This is a genomic window from Streptomyces noursei, from assembly GCF_016917755.1.
Lineage (GTDB): Bacteria > Actinomycetota > Actinomycetes > Streptomycetales > Streptomycetaceae > Streptomyces > Streptomyces yunnanensis.
The window spans coordinates 2,280,156-2,303,196 of record NZ_CP070326.1; the positions used below are offsets into that span (position 1 = coordinate 2,280,156).

At 68.2% G+C, this 23,041-nt stretch carries 21 protein-coding genes; 15 read left to right on the top strand and 6 right to left on the bottom strand.

Translation table 11 applies throughout. The annotated features are described in order from the left end of the window. Positions 1-72 precede the first annotated feature (72 nt). On the bottom strand, positions 73-801 hold the full coding sequence (locus JNO44_RS45115) for a recombination directionality factor (protein WP_420882631.1): 729 nt from the start codon (positions 799-801) through the stop codon (positions 73-75). A 29-nt stretch (positions 802-830) separates the two neighbouring features. Between JNO44_RS45115 and JNO44_RS10055 the strand changes: the two genes are divergently transcribed. After that, a complete protein-coding gene (locus tag JNO44_RS10055; protein WP_205363142.1) occupies positions 831-1,538 on the top strand; it encodes a hypothetical protein in 708 nt (235 codons plus the stop codon). On the opposite strand, the gene JNO44_RS10060 is transcribed toward JNO44_RS10055, so the two are convergent. After that, positions 1,466-2,422: a TRM11 family SAM-dependent methyltransferase gene (locus JNO44_RS10060; protein ID WP_240167505.1), complete on the bottom strand. Its 957-nt coding sequence runs from the start codon at positions 2,420-2,422 to the stop codon at positions 1,466-1,468. The genes JNO44_RS10055 and JNO44_RS10060 overlap by 73 nt on opposite strands. 18 nt (positions 2,423-2,440) lie before the next feature. Beyond that, positions 2,441-3,106, bottom strand: coding sequence for a hypothetical protein (locus tag JNO44_RS10065; RefSeq protein WP_205363143.1), 666 nt, complete (start codon positions 3,104-3,106; stop codon positions 2,441-2,443). 610 nt (positions 3,107-3,716) lie between these two features. Between JNO44_RS10065 and JNO44_RS10070 the strand changes: the two genes are divergently transcribed. The 13 genes from JNO44_RS10070 to JNO44_RS10130 all read left to right on the top strand — a co-directional run bounded on the left by JNO44_RS10070 (position 3,717) and on the right by JNO44_RS10130 (position 19,054). Continuing rightward, positions 3,717-4,031, top strand: a complete 315-nt coding sequence (locus tag JNO44_RS10070) for a type VII secretion target (RefSeq protein ID WP_205363144.1) — start codon at positions 3,717-3,719, stop codon at positions 4,029-4,031. 1 nt (position 4,032) lies between these two features. Further along, positions 4,033-5,139, top strand: a complete 1,107-nt coding sequence (locus tag JNO44_RS10075) for a WXG100 family type VII secretion target (protein ID WP_240167506.1) — start codon at positions 4,033-4,035, stop codon at positions 5,137-5,139. A gap of 2 nt (positions 5,140-5,141) precedes the next feature. After that, entirely contained in the window at positions 5,142-5,747 is a 606-nt protein-coding gene (locus tag JNO44_RS10080) for a hypothetical protein (protein ID WP_205363148.1), read from the top strand. Positions 5,748-6,264: 517 nt separating this feature from the next. Next, positions 6,265-6,924 carry a hypothetical protein gene (locus JNO44_RS10085; protein ID WP_240167507.1) on the top strand — a complete coding sequence of 220 codons (660 nt, stop codon included), beginning with the start codon at positions 6,265-6,267 and terminating at the stop codon, positions 6,922-6,924. Between the two features lie 352 nt (positions 6,925-7,276). Then, complete coding sequence (locus JNO44_RS10090; RefSeq protein ID WP_205363149.1) at positions 7,277-7,657, top strand: pilin; 381 nt, start codon at positions 7,277-7,279, stop codon at positions 7,655-7,657. A 398-nt stretch (positions 7,658-8,055) separates the two neighbouring features. Further along, positions 8,056-9,633 carry a TrbL/VirB6 family protein gene (locus JNO44_RS10095; protein ID WP_205363150.1) on the top strand — a complete coding sequence of 526 codons (1,578 nt, stop codon included), beginning with the start codon at positions 8,056-8,058 and terminating at the stop codon, positions 9,631-9,633. A gap of 5 nt (positions 9,634-9,638) precedes the next feature. Next, positions 9,639-10,589 (top strand): PrgI family protein, encoded by a 951-nt coding sequence (locus tag JNO44_RS10100; protein WP_205363151.1) that lies wholly within the window; start codon positions 9,639-9,641, stop codon positions 10,587-10,589. A 62-nt stretch (positions 10,590-10,651) separates the two neighbouring features. After that, the gene (locus JNO44_RS10105; protein ID WP_205369622.1) at positions 10,652-12,469 is read left to right on the top strand and encodes a VirB4 family type IV secretion system protein; all 1,818 of its coding nucleotides are present in this window, start codon (positions 10,652-10,654) and stop codon (positions 12,467-12,469) included. A gap of 8 nt (positions 12,470-12,477) precedes the next feature. Beyond that, positions 12,478-14,880: a DUF8128 domain-containing protein gene (locus JNO44_RS10110; protein WP_205369625.1), complete on the top strand. Its 2,403-nt coding sequence runs from the start codon at positions 12,478-12,480 to the stop codon at positions 14,878-14,880. A gap of 46 nt (positions 14,881-14,926) precedes the next feature. Further along, a complete protein-coding gene (locus tag JNO44_RS10115; protein ID WP_205363152.1) occupies positions 14,927-15,916 on the top strand; it encodes a replication-relaxation family protein in 990 nt (329 codons plus the stop codon). Beyond that, positions 15,913-16,848 carry a C40 family peptidase gene (locus tag JNO44_RS10120; RefSeq protein WP_205363153.1) on the top strand — a complete coding sequence of 312 codons (936 nt, stop codon included), beginning with the start codon at positions 15,913-15,915 and terminating at the stop codon, positions 16,846-16,848. Before JNO44_RS10115 ends, JNO44_RS10120 begins: the two co-directional genes overlap by 4 nt. Then, on the top strand, positions 16,845-17,756 hold the full coding sequence (locus JNO44_RS10125) for an extensin (RefSeq protein WP_205363154.1): 912 nt from the start codon (positions 16,845-16,847) through the stop codon (positions 17,754-17,756). The genes JNO44_RS10120 and JNO44_RS10125 overlap by 4 nt, the downstream gene beginning before the upstream one ends. Before the next feature lie 365 nt (positions 17,757-18,121). Continuing rightward, the gene (locus JNO44_RS10130; RefSeq protein WP_205363156.1) at positions 18,122-19,054 is read left to right on the top strand and encodes a helix-turn-helix domain-containing protein; all 933 of its coding nucleotides are present in this window, start codon (positions 18,122-18,124) and stop codon (positions 19,052-19,054) included. 218 nt (positions 19,055-19,272) lie between these two features. On the opposite strand, the gene JNO44_RS10135 is transcribed toward JNO44_RS10130, so the two are convergent. The 3 genes from JNO44_RS10135 to JNO44_RS10145 all read right to left on the bottom strand — a co-directional run bounded on the left by JNO44_RS10135 (position 19,273) and on the right by JNO44_RS10145 (position 21,992). Then, positions 19,273-19,542 (bottom strand): hypothetical protein, encoded by a 270-nt coding sequence (locus JNO44_RS10135; RefSeq protein ID WP_205363158.1) that lies wholly within the window; start codon positions 19,540-19,542, stop codon positions 19,273-19,275. 945 nt (positions 19,543-20,487) lie between these two features. Next, positions 20,488-21,534 (bottom strand): hypothetical protein, encoded by a 1,047-nt coding sequence (locus JNO44_RS10140; RefSeq protein WP_205363160.1) that lies wholly within the window; start codon positions 21,532-21,534, stop codon positions 20,488-20,490. Between the two features lie 11 nt (positions 21,535-21,545). Beyond that, positions 21,546-21,992 carry a WXG100 family type VII secretion target gene (locus tag JNO44_RS10145; RefSeq protein ID WP_205363165.1) on the bottom strand — a complete coding sequence of 149 codons (447 nt, stop codon included), beginning with the start codon at positions 21,990-21,992 and terminating at the stop codon, positions 21,546-21,548. Positions 21,993-22,473: 481 nt separating this feature from the next. Between JNO44_RS10145 and JNO44_RS10150 the strand changes: the two genes are divergently transcribed. Next, positions 22,474-22,782, top strand: a complete 309-nt coding sequence (locus JNO44_RS10150; protein ID WP_205363167.1) for a hypothetical protein — start codon at positions 22,474-22,476, stop codon at positions 22,780-22,782. The last annotated feature ends 259 nt before the right edge of the window (positions 22,783-23,041 follow it).

Consider the following 23,041-nt stretch of genomic DNA (forward strand, 5'->3'; position numbering starts at 1 on the left):
CGGGAGCCCTGTCGGAAGAAGATTCCGACAGGGCTCCCGAGGCACTTGATGGCACCAATGGTGACAACAGTCCTAACCAGGCCCCAGGAACCGCATCACGGGGTAGCTGAATTGGCTGTCCTCGCCAGAAGCCATGGCGCTCTCCAAGGCCAATCGCGCGCGAACAGGGCACCCCTCTGCACGAAGCTGCTCAATCAGCACATACAAGCCCTCTACAAGGGACCACGCTGCCGACACCAATTGAAACTTCCCCGCATCAGGAAGCTCGGCCAACTGAAACTCGAGCAAGATACTCGGTCGCAGCCCTTGCCCCACCCGGGTCGAAAGAGTGCGCCGTGACGGTACTGCCCCTTCTCTCGCACTCTCTCTTGCTGGCGGGAATCGTCGTTCGTTCTGTGTCGAAGCAGAGAGAGCGAAGCTATCCGAGTCGTAAATCCTCATACGAGCTTCAACCGCGGCCAACCGATCTACGACCACATCTACAGAAGCAGCGTCAGTCGTGACCTCAACCATGTCGTCGCCCTCTTGACCGCACCACTTTGGCTTGCCACCGAAGCGTGCGGCGATACAGCGGGCGACGTTCATGTCACTGGTCGTTACTCTCCAAGTGTTCAGTGCAACCGGACGCCCGGCACACACAGTTCCAGCCCTGAATCGCCCCACAGACACTGTCCATGCCTGCATCTCCTTGCGCGTCGATTCCCCAGCTTCCAGACAGCCAGTCCCAGCCGCATGAGGCATGCGCGGGAGGCCTGCTTCTTCCTCAATCGCCTCTTGCTGCGCCCACGGCCGAGATGTCATCTGCCCGGTCCAATCGCCTCAAGCCGGCATTGAACAAGGGGCGCCACCAGGGGCACACTCGCCACGACAGGCTGTCCGCCCTGCGGTCGCTGCTCATCTGGGCCAAATGCAACAAGGCGGTCTTCCACAACCCGGCAGCTCGCATCCGCCTCGGCAGACGCGAACGCCCCCCGTTGCAGCCGCTGACGCCTGAAAAGATCCGCTCCACCATCGCGGCCGCCGCCACCCTTCCGGCCAAGCTCTACATCGCGCTCGCCGCCATTCGTGCCGCCCGCCCCGACCGCATCCGCTCGCTCGGTGTCGGGGACGTCGACCTTTCCACCCGGCGCGTCACAATCGGTGGCAGGCAGCGTTCCCCGGACGACCTCACCTGCCCTCTTCTGGAACAGTGGCTCGCCTACCGCCGCGAGCACTGGCCGCACACCGCGAACCCCCACCTCCTGATCAGCACGGAAAGCGCCCTGGGCCTCGGCCCAGTCAGCCACGCCTACGTGACCGACCTGCGCCGAGCCGGGCTGACGCTCGAACAACTGCGCATCGACCGCCGTCTGGCAGAGGCCCTCACCTCCGGCGGCGACCCGGCCCTGTTCCTCGCGGTCTTCGGCGGGAGCGAGACAACCGCCATCCGCTACGCGGCCAACGCCCGCATCCTCCTTCAACCCCCTCACGAGACAGCACCCGCCGCCCCACCCCGAACTCCAGGGCCCATACTGGACAACGAGCCGGGTCGACCCTGAAGTTCACCCTGAAGTCCCTTCAGTTTCCCTGAACTCCTGGAAGTTCCGGACTTGGTGAAGATCAACACGTCCTCGTGCTGCACCACCGAGAGGGGAATGCCCTGGCGGCGGGCGTCGCGGACGTTCTTCATCTGGAAGAACGAGGGCCGGGTGACGAGGCGGCCGTTGCGGATGCCGGCGAGGAGGGCGACACACCGTTCGGAGGGAACCAGTCCTGCGGCCTGCCCGGCGGCGAGGACGGCGGAGGGCAGGTCGATCAGTTCGCCTCGTTCGCGCCAGGGGCGAGTGGTGATGACGGCGGTGCCGCCAGGGCGGAGCATGGTGCGGCACTGAGCGAGGATCTCGGTGAAGGCTTCCAGGAGCCGGTCGGTGGAGACATGGGCGAGGTTGGCGCGGTCGTGGCCGTACCGGAAGTCCTTCTTGACGACCCCGGGTTCGCCGGTCTCCCTGGAGGAGCGCACCTGCCCGTGGACGCTGGGCCCGTAGGGAGGTGAGGTGACCACGAGCGCCACCTCCGAACGGGCGGACGCGGGGGCGAGGTCAGTGAGCCGTCGGGCGTCGCCACAGCGGACGATTCCGATACCGGTGCCACTTGTTTGCGCGGCGGCGCGGGCGTTGAGTGAGGCGAGGGTGGCCCATTTGGGTTCGTATTCGATGCCGAGGGCGTTGCGGCCGAGGTGGAGGGCTTCGACGAGGGTGGTGCCGATGCCGCACATGGGGTCGAGGACGAGGTCGCCGGGGCGGGTGTAGGTGGCGATGGCGTGGGCGGCGATGCCGGGATGCATCTTGGCCGGGTGGGCCGCCGAGCCGGGCACATAGCGGTCCTTGCGCTGGGCCGGGGCGGAGGTAGGAGCGGTGTTCCACACCGAGATCGGACGCGTCATGATCGGACTCCTTCCAGCTCAGCGGGTGTGGTGGATAGCCGAGAGAGCGACGAGATCGCTATGGGCGACACCGGGGCTGGCATCGGCGGGCGGGGCGGGAATGAGGCGGTCGGCAGCAGGGTGGACGTGAGCGACGATGATGTGCTGGAGGTAGCGGAAGCCGGCGGTGCGGGCGCAGGCGATCAGCGAGCCGAGCGGGTCGGTGAGTCCTGCGCTGTCGTCCCGGCGCTGGCGGGTGGCCAGCAACAGCAGTCCGTCGGCAGGCAGGAGGCGGTGGGCGCGGTGGAAGAAGCCGGCCCAGCCCTCGTCCATGGCCCCCGGCATCTCACCGACGGTCCCGGGGAGGCTTTCGGTGGGGGTGGGCAGAGCGCTGGGGTGGAGTTCGGCGAGCAGCATCGAGAGCCTGCTGGGGGTGCCGTCGGTGTAGGTGATGACGGGGGTGCGGGCGTCCATGCCCGGCTCGGCGTCCGGGATGGAGAGCTTCAGCAGAGGCGCGGGGGCCTGTCCGGGGCGGTGGGTGAACTCGGTGCGGATCTTCTCGATCGCCCAGTGGGGCAGCACGGTGCCGGGGGCCGGGACCGGGTCGGGCTGGCCGGGGGCGGGGAGCCAGAGGGTGGTCGGCAGCGGGCGGGTGGTGTGGCGGCGGGAAGCGCTTTCGGGGGCGTGACGGTGGTTGGTGGACATCGGCGGGTGGCGCCCGGGACATGGGTTCCAAGCCGTCTGGTGCTGACATGAGTAATAGGGAAACGACGGCGCCAAATTGTCATCGCCGTTGGACGCGTTCGAACTCACCGGGCGGCCAGTGGCCCGATGTGGCAGCTGAGGCTCGCGCTGATCGGCGCGCCGACTTTGCCCAGCTCAGTGGCCAAGCGAGCCAGTACCGAGCCACCTGCGAGCCACCGCCGAGCCAGCCCTGAGGGCATCGGTAGTCTCGGTAGATGTGGCCCAAAAATTCTTTTTGTTCGATTCCTGGGCGATGGGCCGCAGGGGTGACGCTGAGCGCTTGCGGCGCTCCGTGCCGTCGAAGTTGGATCACCTTCACTGAAGGTTGGTGACCGCCCGGTTCGTGCCCGAGTCAGGGCACGGTAGTGGCAACCAGGCCACGGTTGTTGGCAAGACTGTTGTGCTCGCTCTGGTTGCGTCGGCCTCGGGCCGCTCCATGAGCTTGTCCGAGGATCTCGGATCGCGTTAGGGGCCCGTGAAGATCCATGCCCTGCGCATCGAACCTGTGATGCCTGTCTGCCTACGCTCCTGGGTGAAGCGATCACACACGACGTCACCATGGGGGACTGCGTTGGCGCATGAGCATTTTTCGATCCATCCCGAGCCGGTCACGGCTCTCGGCAAGGATTTCACTGCCTCCGCCGACCACCTCGATAACCGCATCAGTGCTTTCGCCTCTCGCGCGGAAAACGTGAACGACGCCTTCGGCGTGATGTCCGAGTCCACCGAGACCCTGTCCCAGTACGTGGAGATGGCCCGCCACACCGTGACCAGCCTGCAGCAGTTACGTGCCGGGCTGCAGCACTACGCCGAGGGCCTGCAGCGCACCGTCGCCACGTACCAGGCGTCCGATGCCGCGCAGGCGCAGCAGTTCGGGGGGAAGTGACGTGGCCGGTCAGCAGCAGGAGCAGCAGCCGCAGATCGAGAAGAGCTTCGACCTGTTCAACCCTGGCGGGGACCCGTCGGTGCTGCGGGCGTGCGCTGAGGCGTGGCGGGGCATGGCCCACGATCTGAAGAGCACCATCGAGACCCAGGATCACGAGGTCGCCCGGCTCGGCGACAACTGGACCGGTGCCGCCGCCGACGCCTTCCACGCTCACTGGAACCACACCAAGGGCCAGGTGGAGAAGGCACTGCCGCACTTCGAGACCGTCGCCCAGCAGCTGGAACACACCGCGGATGCCATCAAGAAGGCCAACGACGAGGTCCACCGGGTGGCCGAGGAGATCGCCGCGACGGTGGCGATCGGGATCGGCCTGACGGTGCTGACCGGCGGTTTCTCCGACGCCATCGCGGCCGGCGCGGCCGCTGCGGAAGTCGCCGAGGCAGCGGGCGAAGTCACCCGACTCGGGCAACTCCTGATCCGCGTCGCCGAAGTGATGGAGAAGATCAGAACGGCGATGAACAGTAACAAGTTGCTCAAGTTCGGCTTCGAATTCGGCAAGGCCATGGACGCCAACTTCATCGGCAATGTCGGTGGGCAGTTGGTCACCGGGCAGGACATCGACTGGGGTCAGGACTTGCAGGACGCTGCCGTGGCCGGGCTGGGAGGCACGGCCATCTCGGAAGGCGCCGGCGCCCTTGGGCGGGGCGTTACCAAGTGGGCGCAAAACTCCGGGGAGCACGCTGCCGAAAAGGCGTGGGGCCCAGGGGCGGCCCTGGGCAGAGGGCTCGGCGGCGAGAATCTGCCCGGCAGGATGGTCGTGGAAGGCGTGGGCTCCGCAGGCGGGCAAGCAGCTGCGGACGGCGTGGACATGTGGGAAGGGCAGAAAAAGGACTTCTGGCGGGACGTCGGCTTCAGCGGAGCAGCCGGAGCTGCCGGCGGTGCCGCGAACCATGCAGGGGACAAGATCAACAACGGCGGTGGCGGTCACCGCGCGACCAGCCGCGAGAAGATGCCCGCCTGGCAGCAGGTCCCCACGGACGGCGTCATCTACGGCATCGGCAACGCCGCCAACGCCGAGTTGCCGCAGGAAAAAGAACAAGAAGACTGACCGTGTTCGAGGTTCGCAGGAGCATCAACCGTTTCCGGGACGACCCGGCCTGGACCTACCGCAAGAAAGACCGCGACTACCTCAACACGTTCAACCATGACGGCTACCCCTTCAGCCTCGGCCCGGACGGCCTTTCTCTTCGCCATCTGCTGCAGGGCGGCCTCCTGGGCCGGGAGGTGAGCATGTTCCACCTCCGGGCGCTGAAGCGCAGTGGTCGGGCCCATGTCGCGTGGCCCTACTCCGTGGCCGTGCTCCCCTTGCCCCGCGCACTCCCGGCCACCGCCTTTACCAGCAGGCGGCTGATGCTGTCCGGGCGGGAAAAGCTTCCCGCGCTGCCGCGCACTCCCGGCCGGTTCCGGGACCTGACGGAGATCGGCACCCACCTGGTGCACTGCCACTCAGCGGACGTCGACTTCGCGGCACTTATCAACACGTACGCCCTGGAGCGGCTCATGCACAAAGCCCAGCTCGGTTGGCGCATCGAGGGGAGCCGCATGATCGGGTGGACGGACGGGTTCAAGACCTACGAGGACCTTCTGTCCCTCGCCGAAACCGTTGGGTCCATCATCGACGGCTTCCCCGAACATGCGTGGCGCTGGAGGGAGTAGCGGAAATCCCGCACGGGTAGCGGCCCAGAGAAGACGAGCGGAGCACGTACCGCACAGCCGCTCGCGCTTTACTGCCACATGAGCAAGTGGCGAGCCACCATCGAGCCAGTCCTGGCCGAGGCGGTGGCCTCCACAAGCACGGCCAGAAAATTCTTTGTGTTCGATTCTCGGGCGATGGGCCACAGCGGTGGTGCTGGTCGTGTGGGGTGGGCCGGCGCCGAGCCATCGCACATACCGAACCAGTGGTACGGCGGTCGCCCGGCGTTGGCCCGCGGGTGGACCGTGGGTGGCGCGGAGGGGTGAAAGGGCTTGCGGCGACAGTGATCGCCACTCCCGCAAGGAGCTGCACATGCACCCCCACCGCACCTCCCGCCCCGCAGCACGGCGCACCGCCTGTACGCGTTCAGCGGGCCGCTCGCCTCTCCAGGCACTGGAGGAGTCCTTCCTCGCACTCGCCATCGCGGACCAACCGCTCGCTCTCCCTGCTCATCTGGTGTGTGAGGAGCCGGAGCAGCCGATGCTGTCCATCGACCAGGTCCGCTCCCGCCTTGCCCACGCCGCCACTTCACCTGAGCTGCGTCAGCAGACCTGGCGTGAAGTGGCGCGCCGCGCTCGGCGCCTGGGCGATCCCTGGGACATCGTGACGGTGGGGATGACGGTTCCGGTGCTGCGCCGGATGCTGGCCCGCTTGGCCTGCCCCGCTCACCTGGAGCGGGCCGAGGTCGAGCAGGAGGCCCTGGCTGCCATCACCTGTGCCTTGTCCACCGTGGATGTGGATGCCGCGGACGTTGCCCGGGAGCTGTTCGCAGCGGCCGACCGGGCGGCGAACCGGCTGGTCTACGCCGCACGGCGACGCGTCGAGCAGGAGACGGGGCACCAAGCTGTTCACCTCGGCCGTCTCACCCGGTCGACGGCGCAGGCCGCCTGTCAAGCCACCTCCCTGGAGGTTGGCAGCGGTGAGGCGAGAAACGAGTACGCGGTCTTGGCGCGTGCGGTCAGCGCCGGTGCTGTGAGTGTCGCGGAGGCTCAGTTGATCGCCCGTACGCGGCTGGACGGTGAGCCGATGCAGCGCCTGGCGGACGAGCGGGGAGTGAGCGTACGTCAGCTCTACCGCCACCGCGCCGCTGCCGAACAACACCTGGCTGCCTACCTGCGCCACCAGATGCGTGACCAGTAACCCGCGTGCATTCGAGGGACTTTCCGGCTGGGAATGTCATTTCCCGGGGTCGTAAATCCCTATTACCAGTGAACGTCGCGATCGGATGCGCACCACGCACCCGTCGATGACGGTCCCCGGCGCAGTCTTCCTTATCGAGGCTGCTGCCAGGTCGTTGCCGTGTGGGGTGAACGCACCGTCTCGTGCTGACACCCGAGCCCCCTGCTCCCACCGCCTCAAGGAGGACGGCCCCGGGACAGGTTCCGTGTTCACCCCACACCGCACGAACCCCTGTGATGCGCCTGGTCGCGTCGCACTTCGTCGATCCGCTTCTTTCCCGTGCCGTGCTGTGTCTGCTGGAGGTGCGTCCGTCATGCTCGCAAGATTTCGTCGGTCGTACCGGCGGCTGAGCCGCCCGAGGAGCCGCTGGGTGACCCGGTTCGCCTTCGTCACTGCGGGCGCTGCGCTGGTGCTGTTGGCGAACTCGCCCCGTGTCTGGGCGGTCGCGGACATTCCCACCGTGATCAAGAATCTGCGGAACTGGGTCGTCGGCATACTGTCGGGGCTCGCCACGCTGTTTCTGACCTTCGGTGGCCTGCGGTATCTGATGGCCGGGGGCGATCCGGGGGAAGTCGAGTCCGCGAAGCGGGCCTTGAAGGCCGCGGCTATCGGGTACGGGCTGGCTGTCCTGGCGCCTGCCCTGGTCACCGTGTTGCAGCACATCGTCGGCGTCAGCGGCGGTGACGGGAAGTGAGCCGTGCCAAGAGGCTCGCACGGGTCGTGCCCGCTCTCTGCATCTTGGCCGTGCTCATTCCCGTAGCGCTGTCCGCGCAGAACGCCGCACCGAGAACGGCTTACGCAGCGGCTTCTGCTCGAGCGTCCGCAGTTCCGGAGCCGCCGCAGCCCGAGCCTCAGCCCGCACCCCGCCCTACCGCGGCCGCTCCGAAGCCGCCTTCCGCCTCACCGAAACCTGACCCCGTGCCCGGGCCGACGCCCGCACGGGGCCGTCCGTCTCCGAAGCCTTCACAGCCCTCGCGGCCGTCGTCCCCGGAGCCGAAGCCGGGTCCTACGCCTTCGGCGTGCGAGGCCGAGGGGCGTGAGTGCGTCAAGGACACCTCCTCGGGCTGGGACGTGCTCCCCGACTTCCCCGCGATGATCGTGAACGCGATCACCTCGTTCCTCGGCACGCTGATCGAGCAGGTCATGAAACCGCTCCGCGAGTTTCTGGCCGACACCCTGCTGGCGACCCCCGACGTCACCCAGCACGCCGACGTCAAACGGCTGTGGAAAGCCACGCTGGAGATCACGGTCGGGATCTACGTGCTGTTCGTGACCGCCGGCGGCATCACCGTCATGGGCCACGAAACCGTCCAGACCCGCTACGCCCTCAAACAGATCCTCCCGCGGCTGCTGTTGGGGATGATCGCGGCGGCCAGCTCGCTGACCGTGATGCGCAAGGCGATGAGTCTGTCCAACGCCCTCGCCCACGCCATCATGACCACCGATCTGTCGGACGCCGGGCAGGGCATGGTCGAACGCGTCCTGCCCTTCACCCTCTTCAAGGTGGCCGGGCTGAAGCTGTATCTGCTGCTGTTGGCGATCATGATAATCGCGCTGGTGCTGGCGGTGATGATCGGCTTCATGGTGCGGGTCGCGGTGCTGGCCCTGGTGGCCGTCTGCGGACCCCTCGCCTTGGCCTGTCACGCCCACCCGCTGACCGATCCGATCGCGCGACTGTGGTGGCGGGCGCTGGCCGGATGCCTGGTCATCCAGGTCGCGCAGTCGATCACGTTCATTCTCGCCCTCAGGCTGTTCTTCGCTCCGGGCGCCTCAACACTGGGCATCCCGAAAGCCGACCAGCTGGGCACGTTGCTCGCCGGACTCGGACTGTTCTGGGTGCTGTTCAAGATCCCCGGCTGGACCATGCAAGTCATCCTGCGCGGCACCCCCGCCCACAGCCCCCATACGCCTTCTGCCGTGCGGATGCTCAAGCACCTGGCGCTATACCGGCTCATGGACCACTACGTGCCCGGCATGAGCCTGCTGCGGCGCCGTCCCGGTGGAGGCGGCGCAGCGGGACTCGGCCCAGGTCCTGGAGGGCCGTTGGGTGGAGGGGGACGTCCTGGTTCAGGCGGGGGCGGTGGTGGCGGGCGGCCATCTGCACCAGGGCCGGGGAGTAGAGGAGGCGGGCGGCGGCGAACGTTGCATTCCCGCGGTGGTTCCTCCTCGGGACATTCCCACGCTGGATCCACCGCCCCCGACGGCCGGTCGGCACCGGCACCGCCAGCCCCGACATCAAGCGCAACGCGTCCGGCGACGGCCGTCGCCAACGCGTCCTCGCGGACTCCCGCAGGTACTGCTTCCGGCGTCCCGGCTGCTCGACGTCCCGGCCCGCGCTCTGCCCCTCTCAGCCGTACACCGACAGGTCCCCGTTCCGTACTTCGCCCCAGCCAGACCCGTCGGATCCGGCAACTCGCCCTCCCTGTCACCACCGAGCGCATCCCGGCCCGGGCGACCCGGCCCACGCAGATGTCGCTGCCGATCCGTGCCGAACGCACAACCACGCCTACGCCCAACTCCCCCACCCAGCGGGCCGCCCGACCGCTCGCCTTCCCCTCGGCAGCACCGCAGTCACGGCCGCTGCCCCTACGCACTCCCACCGCGCAAGTACGCCCACGGCCGCCGCGCCCCCTGCAGCTGCGGCTGCCCCTCGAACCACCCCGGAGGTAGATCCCATGGCAGCACCAGACGACCCAACCGACACCACATACGCCACACGTATCCCTGCAGATATCTCCCGCCCCGACCGCCTCCTGGGCCCCTTCACCGCCCGACAGACCGCCGTCCTCGCCACCGCAGCCGCCGTGCTGTACGGCGGCTGGTGGGCAACACGCGCCTTCATGGCACCGCTCGCCTACGCGGCCCTGGCCGCCCCCATTGCCGGAGCCGTGGCAGCGCTCGCCCTCGGCCACCGGGAAGGCATCGGCCTGGACCGATTCCTGCTCGCCGCGCTCACCCACACACGCACGCCCAAGCGCCGAGTACACGCCCCCGAAGGCGTTCCCCCACTGCCCGCCATCGTGCCCAACCGCTGGGCCAAGGCCGCAGGTCCACCCCCGGCCGCCATGCACATGCCCTACGGCGGCATCGCCTCGGAAGGGGTGCTCGACCTGGGCAATGCGGGGAGCGCTGCCATGGCGAGGTGTTCCACGGTCAACTTCGAGCTGCGCTCGGTGGCCGAACAACAAGGGCTGACCGCCGCGTTCGCCCGCTGGCTCAACTCCCTCACCGGACCGACCCAGTTGCTGGTGCGCTCTCACCACGTCGAACTCACCCCGCTGGCCGACGCCTTGCACCACGGGGCCGCCGCCCTGCCGCACCCGGCACTGGAAGCAGCCGCCCACGCCCACGCCGACTTCCTTACCGACCTCGCCGCAAGCGGCAACCTCATCGGCCGACAGCTCCTGCTCGTCGCCCGCGAAGAAGCCCCCGCCTCCAGCGTGACGCGGAATGCGAGCGCGGGGCGGGTACTCCAGCGCCTCGACGAGGCCGCCCGCGCCCTGGCACCGGCCGAGATCACCGTCACGCCCCAGGACGGCCCACACAGCACCCGCCTGGTGCACGCGGCCTGCAACCCCGACACACCCACCCCGCACAGGACCGCATCGGAAGGTGACCTCACGTGACTCCACGTCTTCTCCGCCGCCGTCACCGCCCAGCCCCCACCCCCACCACCGACGGAGCAGCATTGCTCGACGCGCCTGGTCCCGAGGCCATCGAGGTGCACGCCCGCGCTCTGGCCATCGGCGCCCACCTGGCCACCACCCTCGTGGTCACCGGCTACCCGGCGGAGGTCACCCCCGGCTGGCTCGCCCCCCTGCTCAACTTCCCCGGCCATCTCGACATCGCCCTGCACATCGAGCCCGTCCCCAACCCGGTGGCCGCCGCCGGACTGAAGAAGCAGCGCGCCCGCCTGGAATCCGGCCGCCGCACCGGCTTCGACAAAGGCCGCCTGGACGACCCCGAAGTAGAGGCCGCAGCCGCGGACGCCGCTGAACTCGCCTACCGCATCGCCCGCGGCGAAGGAAAACTCTTCCACGTCGCCCTGTACCTGACCGTGCACGCGCCGGACGAGGACGCCCTCGCCGAGCAGGCCGCCGCCGTCCGCGCCATCGCCGAGTCACTCCTCATGACGGTCGCGCCCACGACCTACCGGGCACTACCGGGCTGGCTGGCCACCCTGCCGCTCGGCCTCGACACCCTCAAGATCCGCCGCACCTTCGACACCGCCGCCCTCGCCACGTGCTTCCCCTTCACCAGCCCCGACCTACCAGTCACCACGGGTGAGGACGGCACCGCCGTCTCTGGGGTGCTGTACGGGCTGAACGCGGTCTCCGGTGCCCCCGTGATGTGGGATCGCTTCGCGCAGGACAACTACAACTCCATCACCCTGGCCCGCTCCGGCACCGGCAAGTCCTACCTGGCCAAACTCGAACTGCTGCGGCTGCTGTTCACCGGTGTCACTGCCTCGGTCATCGACCCGGAGGACGAGTACGTCCGCCTCGCCGAGGCCGTCGGCGGGCACGTGGTGCGGCTAGGTACGGAAGGTGTATGCCTCAACCCCTTCGACCTCCCGGTATCCGCACGCGACAGTGAAGACGCCCTGACGCGGCGCGTGCTGTTCCTGCACACCTTCCTCACCGTCCTGCTCGGCACCGATCTGACCGCCGCCAAGAAAGCGGTGCTGGACCGGGCGATCCTCGGCACGTACATCCGTGCAGGGATCACCGCGGATCCTCGTACCTGGCAGCGCACTCCGCCCACGCTCGCCGACCTGGCCACCGTCCTGAATGAGGACGGCAGCGTGGTTGCCGCGGACCTTGCCGACCACCTAGTCCCGTACACCACCGGCTCGCACGCCCACCTGTTCAACGGTCCCAGCACCACTGCTACGTCCGGGCATCTGGTCGTCTACGCGCTCCTCGGCCTGCCGGAAGAGGTCACGGCCCCGGCGATGCTGCTCGCCCTGGACGCCATCTGGCGGCAAGTCACCTCCCGCCCGAGCGCGGGCCGCCATCTGGTCGTGGTGGACGAGGCATGGCGGCTGATGCGCGACGGGGCAGGCGCCCGCTTCCTGTTCCGCATGGCCAAGGCCGCCCGCAAGCGCTGGACCGGACTGGCGATCGTCACCCAGGACGCTGATGACGTGCTCGCCTCACCCTTGGGCCGGGCCATCGTCTCGAACGCCGCCACCCAGATCCTGCTCCGCCAAGCCCCACAGGCCATCGACACCATCAGCGAGAACTTCCACCTCTGCCATGGCGAGCGGGAATTCCTGCTCTCGGCCTCCCGGGGCGAGGCCCTGCTGCTTACCGGGGACCGCCGCCACAAGGTCGCCCTGATCAGCGTCGCCGCTCCGGGCGAACACGACGTGATCACGACAGACCCCAGCGAGCTGGCCACCGCGGCCACCGCTCAGCACACAAGAGATGAGGGATCCGTCTACGCCGATGGCTGCGCAGACGACAGCATCTGCGACGACAGCAACGAAGGGCGGATGCTGTGACCGGCTCCATGCTGCGAGCCATCGCCCCGCCGGACGGACCGTTGGTGGACTTCCTCACCCACCCCGAGACGTTCGCCGCCACCGCGCTCCATGCCGCCCTCACCTGGTGCACCGCGGCCGCGCCCCTCCTGATCCCCACTGCCCTCCTGTCCGCAGCAAGCGGGTACGCAGCCCGACGCCGTCTTCTACGCTCGCGCCAGCAGCGCCTCGCCGATGGCGCCCGCTGCGTGGAGATCCTCGCCCCGCCCCACGTCGCGCCCAAGGGCGGCGAGGTCCTGTGGGCCCAGCTCTCCGGTTTGCTGCGCCCGTGGTGGCGCCGCCTCACCACCGGCCAGCCCCACCTCGCCTTCGAATACACCTGGTCGCACAGTGGCCTGCGCATCCGTTTGTGGGTCCCGGGCACCGTACCGATGGGCCTGGTGTGCCGCGCCGTCGAAGCCGCCTGGCCCGGCGCCCACACCCGCGTCACCGCCCCCGCTCCCCTCCTCCCGAACGCAGACGACGCCGTCTCCTGCACGGCCGGGGGTCTGCGGCCGGCCCGCCCCGACGTCCTGCCCCTCCGCACCGACCACCCCACCGACCCTCTACGTGCCCTGCTCCAGGCCGCTACCGGCATGGCCGACCATGAATCGGCCTGCGTGCAGATCCTGGCCCGCCCCGCCACCGGCCGCGCCCTGCGCCGCGCCCGGCGCCAGGCAAGGCAGCTCAAAGCCGGGCATGCCCCGGCCCGTCTCCCAGCCCTGACCGCGCTCCTCCTCCACCGTGCCCAACCCGCCACCACCGGCAAGCAGGACCCCGACCACGGCACCGCCGTACGTCAGATGGTGGCCAAACAATCCGGCGCCCAGTGGCAGTGCACCCTCGCCTACGCCGCCGCCTGCTCACAAAAGACCGACCGCGCACACGATGTGGCCCGAGGCCGGGCCCACGCCATCGCCTCCGCCTTCGGCCTGTACGCCGACCGCAACTACCTCACCCGCACCCGCCTCCGTCACCCCGAACCACGCCTCACCGCCCGACAGTTCCCGCCTTGCCGACCGGCGCTGCTCTCGGTGCCCGAACTCGCCGCCCTCGCCCACCTCCCCTACGACCCCAACGCCCCCGGCCTGCGCCGAGCCGGCGCCCGCTCCGTCCTCCCACCCCCGCAGATCCCCAAGCCCACCCCCGGCAACAGCGTCAAACCCCTGGGCCACTCCGACACCGGTACCCGCCGCGGCATAGGTCTCGCCGTCGCCGACGCCCGCCACCACCTGCACGTCATGGGCGCCACCGGCTCCGGCAAGTCCACCCTGATCGCCAACCTCGTCCTCGACGACGTCCGCAACCACCGCGGCGTCATCGTCATCGACCCCAAAGGCGACCTGATCACCCACCTGTTGGACCGCCTGCCCGACACGTGCACCGACCGCCTCGTCCTTATCGACCCCGACGACCCCCACAGACCGCCGTGCCTGAACGTGCTCGACGGCAGCGACATCGATGTCGTCGTGGACAACATCACCGGCATCTTCCGCCGCATCTTCACCGCCTTCTGGGGCCCCCGCACCGACGACGTCATGCGCGCCGCCTGCCTGACCCTCCTCAAACACCGCAACCGCACCGGACAGTTGGTCACTCTCGCCGACGTTCCCCGTCTGCTGGGCGAGTCCGCCTACCGGCTGCGTATCGTTCCTGCCCTCCAAGACCCTGTCCTGCGAGGGTTCTGGGCTTGGTATGAGTCGATGTCCGATCCCTCCCGCGCCGCGGTGGTCGGCCCGGTCATGAACAAGCTGCGCGCCTTCCTGCTGCGCGACTTCGCCCGCCGCTCCATCGCCGCCGGCCCCTCCACCTTCGACCTCACCGGCGTCCTCAACGGCGGCATCCTCCTGGCTCGCCTCCCCAAAGGCGCCCTCGGAGAGGAGACCGCCCGTCTCCTCGGCTCCTTCATCGTCGCCGGCACCTGGCAGGCCGCCGCAGCCCGCGCCCGCACCCCCGAACGCCAGCGCATCGACGCCACGCTCAGCATCGACGAGGCACACAACTTCCTGACGCTGCCCTACCCGTTGGAGGACATGCTCGCCGAGGCCCGCGGCTACCGCCTGTCCATGCTCCTGGCCCACCAGCACCTCGCCCAGCTCCCCCGCGACCTGCGCGAAGGCATCTCCGCCAACGCCCGCAACAAGGTCTTCTTCAACGCCTCACCCGAGGACTCCAACGCACTGGAACGCCACACGCTGCCCACCCTCGCCGCACACGACCTCGCCCACCTGGGCCCCTACCAAGCTGCCGCCCACCTCCTGACCAACGGCGCGGAATCGACCGCCTTCACCCTCACCACCCGCCCCCTGCCACCCGCCATCCCCGGCCGCGCCAAAGACCTGCGAACCGCTGCCGCCTCCCGCACCGGCCCACGACAAGCCACCCGCCCCTGACCAACCACCTCGCCAGTCACTTCGCCCCGCCCGAAGGTGATCCGCCATGCCCGCACTCCCCCGCCCCGCCTCCGGCCCCGGCTCCCGCTACACCGCCCGCGCCGCCACCAGCCGCCCCCGCCCCACCCAACACACCGACATCGCCACCCTCGCCCGCCGCCTCACCACCCGCGACCTCTGGCTGACCCGCATGCTCCACGAGCACCGCGTACTGACCACCCACCAGATCACCCGCCTCGCCTACACCTCACTCCGCTCCGCCCAACGCCGCCTACGCACCCTCCACCACCACGCGATCGTGGACTCCTTCCGCCCCCTGACACAGACCGGCTCCGCCCCCGAGCACTACACCCTCGGCCCCGCCGGAGCCGCCCTCCTCGCCGCCCAGGCCGGTCTCGACCCCGAAGCCGTCGGCTGGCGCCCCACCCACACCGGCCGCATCGCCTACTCCCCCTCCCTCGGCCACGACCTCGGCGTCAACGACCTCCTCGCCCACCTCGCCGCCCACGCCCACACCGCCCCCACCACCGGCCTCACGCTCTGGCTCTCCGAACCCTCCGCAGCCCGCCGCTGGGGCGACATCATCCGCCCCGACGCCTACGCCCACTACCGCGACGGCGACTGCCTGCTGCCGTTCTTCCTTGAATACGACACGGGCAGCCAGCCCCTACCCCGCGTCGAAGCCAAACTCGCCGGCTACGCCGCCTTCACCACCGCCACCGACACCCGCCCAGCCCTGCTCATCCACACCCGCACCCACTCCCGCGCCCAAGCCCTCCGCCACCGTCTCGCCGACACCGCCCGCAACCTGAACCTGAACGTGGCGACCTCATCCTCGGACTTCACCACCACCGAACCCTGGGGCCCTTGGTGGACGCCCCTCCAGTCCGGCGCCCGCCGCATCGCCCTTACTCACCTCGCCACCCACTGGCCCGGCCTCAGCCCCGCCTCCGGCTTGGAACCGACCGACGCCGACACCTCCCTCACTCTCCCCGTGCCCCCACTACCACCCGCCGCCCCCAAGGCCGGATCGTGAGCTCCCTGCTGACAAAAGCGATCACCGGCATCGGGTGCACGGTCCTGGCTCTGCCACTGCTCGCCGCCCTCACCATCGCTGCGGCGCTCGGCGGCTTGTCCGCAAACAACGGGGCACCTGCCTCTCCGAGCGCACACGCCCTCAACGACATCCCGCCCCACATGCTCGCCCTCTACCAGCGCGCCGTCCTCACCTGCCCCGGGCTGTCCTGGACCGTCCTCGCCGCCATCGGCAAGGTCGAGACCGACCACGCCCGCCACCCCACCATGATCTCCTCGGCAAGCGCCGTCGGGCCGATGCAGTTCCTGCCCTCCACCTTCCAGGCATACGCGCACCCCGTGCCCCCCGGAGGCAAGAAGCCACCCACGCCCTGGGACCCGGCCGACGCCGTCTACGCCGCGGCCCGACTGCTGTGCGCCAACGGAGCCCGGGGCGACAAGAACCTCCAGGCGGCGATCTTCGCCTACAACCACTCCCACGCCTACGTCAGCGAAGTTCTCACGATCGCGCGCAGATACACGGCCATCACACCAACCCCAACCAGTGCTGCTGCCAAGGCAGTTGCTTTCGCTCACTCCCAGCTCGGCGTCCCCTACGTCTGGGGCGGCGATGGCCCCTCCGACGGCGGATTCGACTGCTCCGGCCTCACCCAGGCCGCCTACCGCGCAGCAGGCATCGCCCTCCCCCGCGTCGCCCAAGCCCAATACGACACCGACCTCCACCTCCCCAAGGGAGCACCACTGGCCCCGGGCGATTTGCTGTTCTTCGGGCCCAGCCCGGACCGCATCACCCACGTCTCGCTGTTCATCGGCGCCGGAAGGGCTATCGACGCACCGCACTCTGGAGCGGTCGTCCACCAGGGCCCCGCACACCTGGCCATCTCGTCCTTCCAGGGAGCAACCAGGCCCACGGCCCGTAGGAGAAACCGGTGAAGCAGATCGAAGCCCGCGAAGCCGTCCACCTGCTCAGATCGATGACCCGCGTCCTGTGCATCGTCGGGATCCTGGCACTGGTCTTCACCACGGTCAACGTCACCCGCTTCGCCACCAGCCGCGACGTCCCCCTCCCCATCGCCGTCCTCCTCGACCCCATGATCGGCACCGCGCTCGCCGGCATTCTCTACGTCGATGCACGCCTCGCCGCCTGGGGCATCACCCCACCCGCCTGGTCCACCACCCTCCGCTGGAGCGCCGGCTCCACCGCCGCCCTCATGAACACCTGGCAAAGCCTCTGGCCCGACGGACAGATCGGCTGGCCCCACCACGCCGACCCCGCAGCCGTCCTCCTCCACCTCACCCCCGCCCTCCTCCTCATCGCCCTCACCGAAACCATCGCCGCCTACCGCCGCACCATCACCAACCTCCTCGACCACCTCACCTCCCTCAAACCGACCACCGCCCCCGCCCTCCGACCACCCACCGCCCCCACCGCCCAGGCCGCCCAGGCCGCCCAGGCCGCCCAGGCCGCCCAAGCCACCCGACCACCGACCGCCCCCCGACCGGACACGTCCAGATCGGCCAAAGAATCGGAGGACGGTCCAAGCCGAGCCGTCGACATCCCCGCCACGACAAACGGGCGCCCAGCCGGACCCGGCAGCGGCGACAACTCCCCCACCGGCCAGCCCCCGCCCCCCGACCGCCCACCGGTCGGCCCCAGGGCGGCAGACGCCGACGTATGGCCGCACGCCCTCGCCCTCGACGAGGTCAGCCGCGCCACCACCGGCAAGCCGATCAATGCTTGGCGCCTACGCAACGAACTGGGCATCGGCTCCAAACGCGCCAGTCGACTCCACAACCAGCTACAAACCCGGCACACCGACCGCCCACCCACGATCGGATGAACCCCACCGCCCCCTGCACCGACCGGATCACCGACCACCCGCACTCCGGGACCGCCCCGCACCCCACCCCCCAACGGGACGCGCCACGGCCGCTCTCTCAGATCCGGCCCGCCAACCGCACCACCGACTCTGACCAGGGACGATCCCACGAATTCCGTCGCTTGACTTCCCCCACGGTTCGAGCGTCCATGGTCGTGGCCACTGAAGCCCGTGGGTTCGCAAAACGTGAACTCGCTCCCCTCGCGGCCACGTTCACCGGAACCCCGCGGTGCGCACGCGCCGGCGAACACCCACGGCCGCACACGCGGCCCACCCCGGCCGGGGTCCTCAACCACCCGAATCACACCCGCAAGCGAGGACCACACATGTCCGACACCACCCCCGACAGCAGCCACACACCACATGCCGCAACCGCCCCCGAGCCGCTGACCGGCCTGACCGGCGCACAAGCCGCGGTCTACACCGAACTGCTCGCCCGTACCGAACCCGCCGCCGTCACCAAGCTCGCCCACGCCGCAGGCGTGGGTCACTCCACCGCGGGGAAGGCGCTGAACGCCTTGGAGAAGCGCGACCTCGCCGCACGCAACCCCGGCGGCCATGACGGCCCCTGCCGCACCCCCGACCTCTGGTACGCCACCACCGACCACAAGCCCAACGGCAACAACGGAAACGGCCAGGCCCCCACAGAGACCGAGCCGGAGCCCACCATCAGCGGCACGCAGGACACCGCCACCACCGACACTCAGACCCCGAACGGCAACGCCACTGCGGCGGCCGAGGCCGAACCCGACACCCATACCGCACTGGGCCCCCAGAGCGAGGCTCCGACCGACACTCCGGCCCCTGACACCGACGACGCAGCCCAAGAGGAGCCCACTGCCGACCAGCACGCCCCCGCCACCAACGATGCCGTCCCCACTTCCGCACGACAGACCCAAGCGGACCAGGGCGAACCCTCACAGCCCATCGAACCCACACGTGCCGCGGGGCACGACAACGCCCCCGAACCTCAAGAACCCACCGCTCCGCAGGCAACACCGGCGAACGTGAGCACCGAGCTGAGCGAGAAGCGACGGCTCGCCCCCGGAGCGCTCCGGCAGATGGTCATCGACCACCTCCGAGCGCACCCCGACGAAGCGTTCACAGCCACCAAGATCAGCCGCATCATCGAGAAGTCTTCCGGCGCAATCGCCAACTCCCTCACCACACTGGTTCGTCTCGGCATCGCCGAGCAGGCAAGCGACACACCACGCACGTTCCGCCTGGCCGCTGCCGCCCCGACCAACAACACCGAGTAAACGCTGACACCAACGGCCGGGCGCCCCCCCCCCGCAGCACACGGGGATGCGCCCGGCCCCCTATGTGTCCCAGTGACGGCTGCTCAGCAACATCGCTACGCAGGCTGCCTCCGCCTGAGAAGAGGGTGAAACGTGTTCCCAGCTTCGCGTCCCCTGCCCCAACAGAGGTTCCTGCAGCAGGATTACTCGACTTTCGACGTTCTGGCACGCTTGGGTGATCAGGCGGCGTTGGCTGCGGCCCATGCCTGCTGGACGGCGCGGTTTTCCTCATCCATGAGCCGGTCTGGGCTGATGGGCGTAAATCGGGAAGCGATGATGACCCGGCGGTGCTTGGCGACCATGTCGGATAGGGACGGGTCGGCCATGGTCGTGTACCACGGGGCCCGCTCGCGGTGCTCGGCAGCATCGGCCGGGTGGTGGCCGTGCAGCGCGTACCAGGCCACGGTGATGGCGTAGCAGTACAAGCCGAACGGCACGGTGCGTTCCACCGCGTGACGGGTGCGGTTTCGGGCCCGGCCGCCCCGAGCAGTTCGCGGGCCTCGGCGAAGGTGACCTCGATCGACCAGCGCCATGCGTACCGGGTGACCAACTCCGGCAGCGGCGTGTCGAGGTCCGTGGTGACCAGGGCCAGGTCGTAGCCGCTGACGGTGTCCTCATCACGCAGGAGGATCACGCGGACGATGCGGGTGTGGAACGAGCCGCACCACACGCTGGTGACCGCGGCCAGCTGCACGGTCTCGGTGCGCTGGTAGCGCGTGACTTCGAATGCGGCGAAGACGGCTGCGTCGGCCAGGTCCTTCGCCGTGCCCAGCCGCTTGCCCGTCAGGACGAGTCGGCCGCGACGCCCGGTGGGCGGCGGGGCCAGGTCGTAGAGCACCGCCGAAGCGGGCAGGCGGGTGGTGAACGTGCAGGTCGCGGGCAGAGCGCGTAGCGCCTTGCCGTGGTAGGCGGCGTCCGCGACGACGTGGATGCGCCGCCCGTGGTGGCAGGCGGCCAGCAGGCGGATCACGGACGCGGCGAGGTCGACCTCGGACTGCTCCTGCCTCGGGCGCCACAGCCGGGCCATCGCCGGCAGGCACACCGGCCGTTCCTGGCACGGCCGGTGTGCCTGCCGGCGATCAACCTGCCTTAGCGCTAAGACCGCCCTACTTCGTGAGGCGAACCAGAAGCGCCGCCCGGGGCATGAATCGACTTACTTTTTCGAATGTTCCAGAATACAGACAAGCACTAGGCACGCCCCGACGATGCCAATCGCAAGGCTGACGAGAGCGCTCACGAGACTGCGCCCCTCAACAAGGCCCAATATGAATCCGCCAATGCCAGCACAGGTCGCGAGGCCGCCAAGGATGACCACGTGGAACGATCTGAGGTTCAGGAACGATCCCAGCAGCTCGTTCAAAGTCCACAGAGGGCCGAATCTCCTACGGTGAGATCTACGCGATCGGTCCGCTTCCTCCACGAGTTTTCCCCTTTCCATACTCATGGTTGAACTGATCAGGTCCTACGTTCCGACTCTGCTGCTCTTTCTTTGCCGCATCGTCCTCGGGGGTATAGGCATAGTCGACAAATGTCGCAACTACGGCAACGGGCACCCCAAGAACCTTCCCCGCACCCTTGAAAAGTCCACTACCGATCTTGTTGAAGACGGATCCTTCGCCCGAACCGATCTTCGTCTCTGCTGATTTCGCCATCCCAGCGATGGCGTTCGGCGGGGTGCCCCCTACGAAATAATCCCAAGCTTCCCCGAACCTGCCGTGCAACGCGGAATTTCCTGCATTGATCCACGACTTATAGCTGAGGAACTCTGCTATCGGCTTGATGGTGCCACTGCCCCATGGGCTAGCGCCTAGCTTGTGCATGCCGACTTCGGAAGGTTTGCTGGAGGCTTTCTTGTACGAGCTGATCGAGGTGTAGACCTTGCCCCTGAAGCCGTCCTCTGCTTTTCCTGCAGTGTTGATGTGGAGAGCTTGGGAGGCGAGCTCGTCTGTTTCGTCTGCGTCGTCGAGGATCTGCTTGATCCTGCCGGTGAAGTCTTCGATCTTTTCTTTCTGCAGGGCCCGAATCGACTCGTTGTCGGGGTCATCTTGATTAGGGAGGTCCTTGGTGATGTCGTCGCGAGCCTCGACGTGGCCAGAGCTACTGACCACCAACCCTCGGTCCGGCGCCTCGACATCGGCGAGTTGATGGATATCCGCTTTATGCTTCTTCAGTCTGGTGTGAGCGTCGCGCAAGATGTCTCGGATGCCTTTGGCCTCCGTGACCGCATCTGTGAGCTCCTGATCGGCATCCTTGACTTGACCGGAAGCCAGCATCGACGTGAAGCCGAGGCTGTGCCAACCGGCCTGGTCGAACGTTTTGGAGACGTCGCGAGTGAATGCCTCGTCCAGTGATTCGAGGTGGCGGATCTGGGTTTCCCATGCCTCGATGGCACTGTTCAGCCTGTCCAGGTCGAGGTGATAGAGCTGCTCATACGTCACCATGCGCTGTCACCTCATCCGAAGGGCGTCGTCTTGGGCTGAGACTTGAATTTCGCCGCGTTCTCCTGCTCCGACCGCTCATAGTTTGCGGCGGTAGTGGTGCACTTGGCGTGTATCTCGCGCAACGTCCTGACGAGCTGTGCGACCTGGTCGTCCCAGGTCTTGGCGGCCTGCTCCATAGCGGTGCCCAACCTGCCGTCCCAGGAAGCACCTTTGAGACCTGCGGCCGCGTGCACGGTCTCTTCCTTGGCAGTACGCCCCTTGGAATTCAGCTCGCCCGCGAGTTCCCGAGAATTGTTACCGGCCTGGCGCAGCTTCGCCGGACTGTTGATCTGAGTAGCGTCGCTTCCTCCTGAGTTGGGAGGATTGGGTGTGGTTCCCCACGCCATCACATGGTCCCCCTTCATGTCGATGCTCTCTCTGCGGGCGAGCGGCGCCGCCCGCAGGGAGCCGTTGATCATACAGACGTTGCCGGTGGCGCTCAGTTGCGGATACCACAAGTTTGCCTCACTAGGCAGTCTTTACTTCTGGTGGTGTCCGGTCGTTGAGCGATGTGTGACTACCGGAAGGCCGTCGCCCGTTCAAGGCCACAAGACCGCGCTGTCCGTCGCCAACCTCCGTGGACAGAACAGCTAGCGCCCGCCTGCAACGTTGCATCGGAGGTCGGCCTTCCGCCCTGGACAATCAGCCAGTTTGCGGACTTCCGGAGCGCCGCGGGCTGAGCCACGGTGCTGCTCGAACGCTGTTCAGGCCCAGTGCGGCGAATCGTGCGGGCCTCTTGCAGTGACCTCTCGTCCGCCGTGCCGCAGTATCAAGCCAATCCGGCGGGCCGATGGTTGGCGCGACTTGAGTATCGAACGTTAGATTGCGCCAGTACGTTGCGCGCTGTTCCTGGCGTGGTCACGCACGCTGGGAACAGTACAGGCAGGGGGGAGTTTCGGAGTGGCTGACGGCTACAGCGTCGATCTGAGTGCGTTGGAACAGGTCATCAAACGCCTCAACCACCTGGTCGACACGATGGATGGTGTCCGTGGCACGGCGGAGTACAAGACGGAGCTACCGGAGGGGTATCTCGGTCGGAGCTTCGCCGAGGAAGCAGCTCTGCGCAACGCACATGGCCATATGAAGAGGGCGGTCGGGGACATGGTCACCGAACTCAAGAACATGATTGCCGAGGCAGGCCAAAATACCTCGACTGCGCACAGGAGCTACGACAACCGCGAGCAGGACGTCAAAGGCTCGATGCGCTGAGCTGCCCACGCAGTCGGTGTAGTGAGGAAGCAAGAGAAACAAACGGGGAGACGCGCACGATGGGCAAAGGTGGCGGCCACACCACTAACTTTTCGAACCACACCTTGCAGAGTTTGAAGGGCATGGTTCGAGACGCTCAGCCGGACAAGGTCGAGGAGATCGCCAGTCACTGGATGCACGTCCACGACCAGTTGGCCGGCGACGCCCCGGACGGCAGCGTGCGAGCTCTGCTCGACAAGGCCGTTGCAGATGTCCTGGA